The organism is Verrucosispora sp. SN26_14.1 (assembly GCF_004307965.1).
Lineage (GTDB): Bacteria > Actinomycetota > Actinomycetes > Mycobacteriales > Micromonosporaceae > Micromonospora.
In genome coordinates, this window is the sequence record NZ_SISL01000571.1 from 1 (window position 1) to 3,361 (window position 3,361).

Consider the following 3,361-nt stretch of genomic DNA (forward strand, 5'->3'; position numbering starts at 1 on the left):
GCCCGCAGCAGCGTCACGCCCCGGCGCAGCAGCACGCGGGGGCCCTTGCGCTGCTCGGCCAGGTCGCGGGCCAGCCGACGGAGGAAGGTCGCCCCGCGCGGTCGGCGCAGCGCGTACGCCCCGGCGAGCACGCCCCGGAGTCGGCACTCCTCGACGATCTCCGCGGCGAAGATCCCTTCGGCCACGAAAAGTGGCGAGTCGGCCAGCTCGAACGGCCGATTGGCCACCCGGCGGTCCTCATTGATGGCGTACACCGGGACGTCTGCCCGACCGTCCATCGCCAGTCGGGTTATCACCTCAACGGCTGTTTCGGCGTCCCACGAGGCGGGCGACTCCCAGTCGATCTGGCCGTCTCGACGTGGTAACGATGGGTCATCGCCATTCTTGTAGAAATCGTCCAAACAGAGCACTGGCAGGCCGGTTTGTCGCGCTACGTACGACTTCCCGGAGCCGGAGGGGCCGGCGAGCAGGACGACTCGGTGCGGGGGCTTCATTACCTTCAGTGACTCCGAACAGACGGACCGCGATCAAATTGCGTCAACATCTCATCACACCTTTGGCTGGGGCCAACCTGGGCTTTCTCTTTCCGGAGAGGCGTGATGGAATCTCGGATGGTCCGACCCGCCGGGTCGGCTGCTGGGCGTTGTCCGCAAGACAACGCGGACGCTGCAATCACGAGGGCGGTGACGTGAGCAAACGACCGAAGACGGCAGGCTCCTTCCTGTCGCGTATGGGTCGACCGGTCGGTCGGCTCCGCGACATGCCGATCTGGTCCAAGCTCGGTCTCATCATGATCGTGCCGACCATCGCCACGGTCGTCGTGGGCACGAGCGGTCTGGTCGACCACCTGGACTCGCTCAGTGACGCCAACCGGGCCGGCGACCTCGCGGAACTCATCGGGCACTCCGGTGCCCTGGTGGACGGTCTGCAGGACGAGCGGACGGCTGCCGTCCTGCTCCTCGGCGTGCCGCCGCAGTCGGCCGGGCAGGCCGAGTCGGAGGCGAAGAAGAACGCCTCCGCGCGCTACACCGATGTCGCGGGCGCCGTCGACCGGGCCACGGATCCCTACTCGTCGCAGCGCTCCGACCTCACCGACCTGCCGCCCAGCCTTCAGGATCTGTTGACGGCGATCGACGAGCGCCTTGGTGACCTGCCGGGCACCCGGAGCCAGGTGATCAACGGCAAATTCAAGATCACCGACACGCTCCAGTCGTACGACGAGCTGATCAACCAGCTGCTCTCCGTGCGGGACTCGGCCAGCCAGCTCGCCGGTGACAACGACCTGAGCGACCGGATGCGTGCCTCCGCCGCCGTCGCGCGGGAGAAGGAGTGGCTCTCCGTCCGCCGGGTGGTCGTGCACCGCGCCATGATCCAGGGCGGCATGAGTTCGACCCTGCGCACCGACTACATCTCCAGCGAGACCGGCCAGCAGCAGGCGCAGCAGAGCTTCAACGCGGTCGCCACCGAGGCCGAGGCGGAGTTCCACGCCCAGACCGTCGGTGGTGGTGACCGGCGTGAGGCGACGATCTACATCAGCCAGGTCAACGCCGACACCTCGGACACCCTCGGCGGACTCGACTTCACGCCGGAGCAGTGGGACACGGCGCTGGTCGCCAACGGTCGGCTGATCCGGTCGGTGGAGTCCAAGTTCGACTCGGACGTCGCCGCCGAGGCCGCCACCCTCCGCTCCGACGTGCAGCGGCAGGTGTTCCTGGAGACCGGCCTGCTGCTGACCACGCTGCTCTTCGCCATCTTCCTGGCGTTCCTGGTGGCCCGCTCGATGGCCCGTTCGCTGCGTGACCTCCGACAGGGCGCGCTCTCCATCGCCCAGTACGGCCTTCCCCAGGCGGTGGCCCGGCTGCGCGACCCGCAGGTCACCGGCCAGCTCTCGCCGATGCAGCTCGCCAACCAGATCGCCGAGCCGCTGCCGGTGCGCAGCAAGGACGAGTTCGGGCAGGTGACCGAGGCGTTCAACGCCGTCCACCTGGAGGCGGTCCGGACCGCCGCCGAGCAGGCCGCCCTGCGGGCGTCCGTCGCGACCATGTTCGTCAACCTCGCCCGCCGTTCCCAGATCCTGGTCGACCGGCTGATCGGCCACCTCGACCGGCTGGAGCGCGGCGAGGAGGACCCGGACCGGCTGGCCGAGCTGTTCCAGCTCGACCACCTGGCCACCCGGATGCGCCGTAACGACGAGAACCTCCTGGTCCTCGCCGGTGCCGACTCGACCCGTGTCCAGCGGGAGCCCGCCGCGCTGATCGACGTGCTCCGGGCGGCCCAGTCCGAGGTCGAGCACTACACCCGGATCGAGTTCGGCGTCATCGACCGGGACATCGAGGTCGCCGCGCACGCCGTCAACGACCTGGTCCACCTGGTCGCCGAGCTGTTCGACAACGCGACCGCGTTCTCTCCGCCGGACTCCCAGGTGCTGGTGGAGGCCCGCCGGGTCGGTGACCGCGCCACGCTGTACGTCGAGGACCGCGGCATCGGCATCAGCGCGGAGCAGTTGACCGACCTCAACGAGCGCCTCGCCACGCCGCCGCAGGTGGACGTCGCGGTCTCCCGGATGATGGGCCTGGTCGTGGTCGCCCGGCTGGCGTCCCGGCACGCCGTCCGGGTGGAGCTGCGTCCTGGCAACGACCGGGGCACCGTCGCCGACGTCACGTTGCCGCCGACCGTGCTGGTGCCGCGTGCGCTCTCCGGCCGTGGGCAGCAGCACCCCGCGCTGCCTCCTGCCGCCCCCCAGCCCGGCCCGGCCCCCGCGTTCGGTGGCATGCCGCCGACGGGTCACAACGGCCACGGTCCGGGCATGCCGCAGGTTCCCACGCAGCGTCCCGGTGGCTCCGGCAACCAGGTGACCCTGGGTGGCCGACCCTTCGACCCGGCCAGCCGCAACGGTGCCGGTGCACCCGGCTTCATGGCCGGCGCGGGCAACCTGCCCGCCTGGTCGGACCTGACCGGTGCCAGCGGCGTCCCGGGCGGCAACAACTTCGCCCCGCGGAACCCGAACGGGTCGTCGCACGACCCGCTGCCGCAGCGTCGCCACACCGACGAGCCGCACTCGGGGCAGCAGCCGAACATCCCGCGTCAGCTTCCGAGCAGCCCGGAGGCGGCTCCCTACGCGCCGCCCGCGGTGTCCGCGCCGCCGGTGCCGCCGGTCTCGTCGCCGCCGGTCTCGGGTACGCCGTACTCCGCGCCGCCGGTCTCCGGCGCCCCGGTCTCCGGGCACCCGGTCTCCGGTTCGCCGGTCTCGGGTGCGCCGGGCGGGTTGCCACAGCGGCCCGTCTCGCCGGGCACCGGATACCAGCAGCCCTCGGCGCCGCCGGCCTGGCCGCCGGTCGCCGGGGAGACTGTCGCTTATTCA

General features: G+C 71.0%; 1 protein-coding gene and 1 pseudogene. One reads left to right on the forward strand and one right to left on the reverse strand.

The features are described 5' to 3' along the window. Positions 1-227 (reverse strand): annotated as a pseudogene (locus EYA84_RS33725) (ATP-binding protein); the annotation flags it as partial. A gap of 461 nt (positions 228-688) precedes the next feature. On the opposite strand from EYA84_RS33725, the gene EYA84_RS29230 reads away from it, so the two are divergent. Next, a partial coding sequence (locus EYA84_RS29230) for a sensor histidine kinase (RefSeq protein WP_131057257.1) occupies positions 689-3,361 on the forward strand: 2,673 nt, incomplete at its 3' end.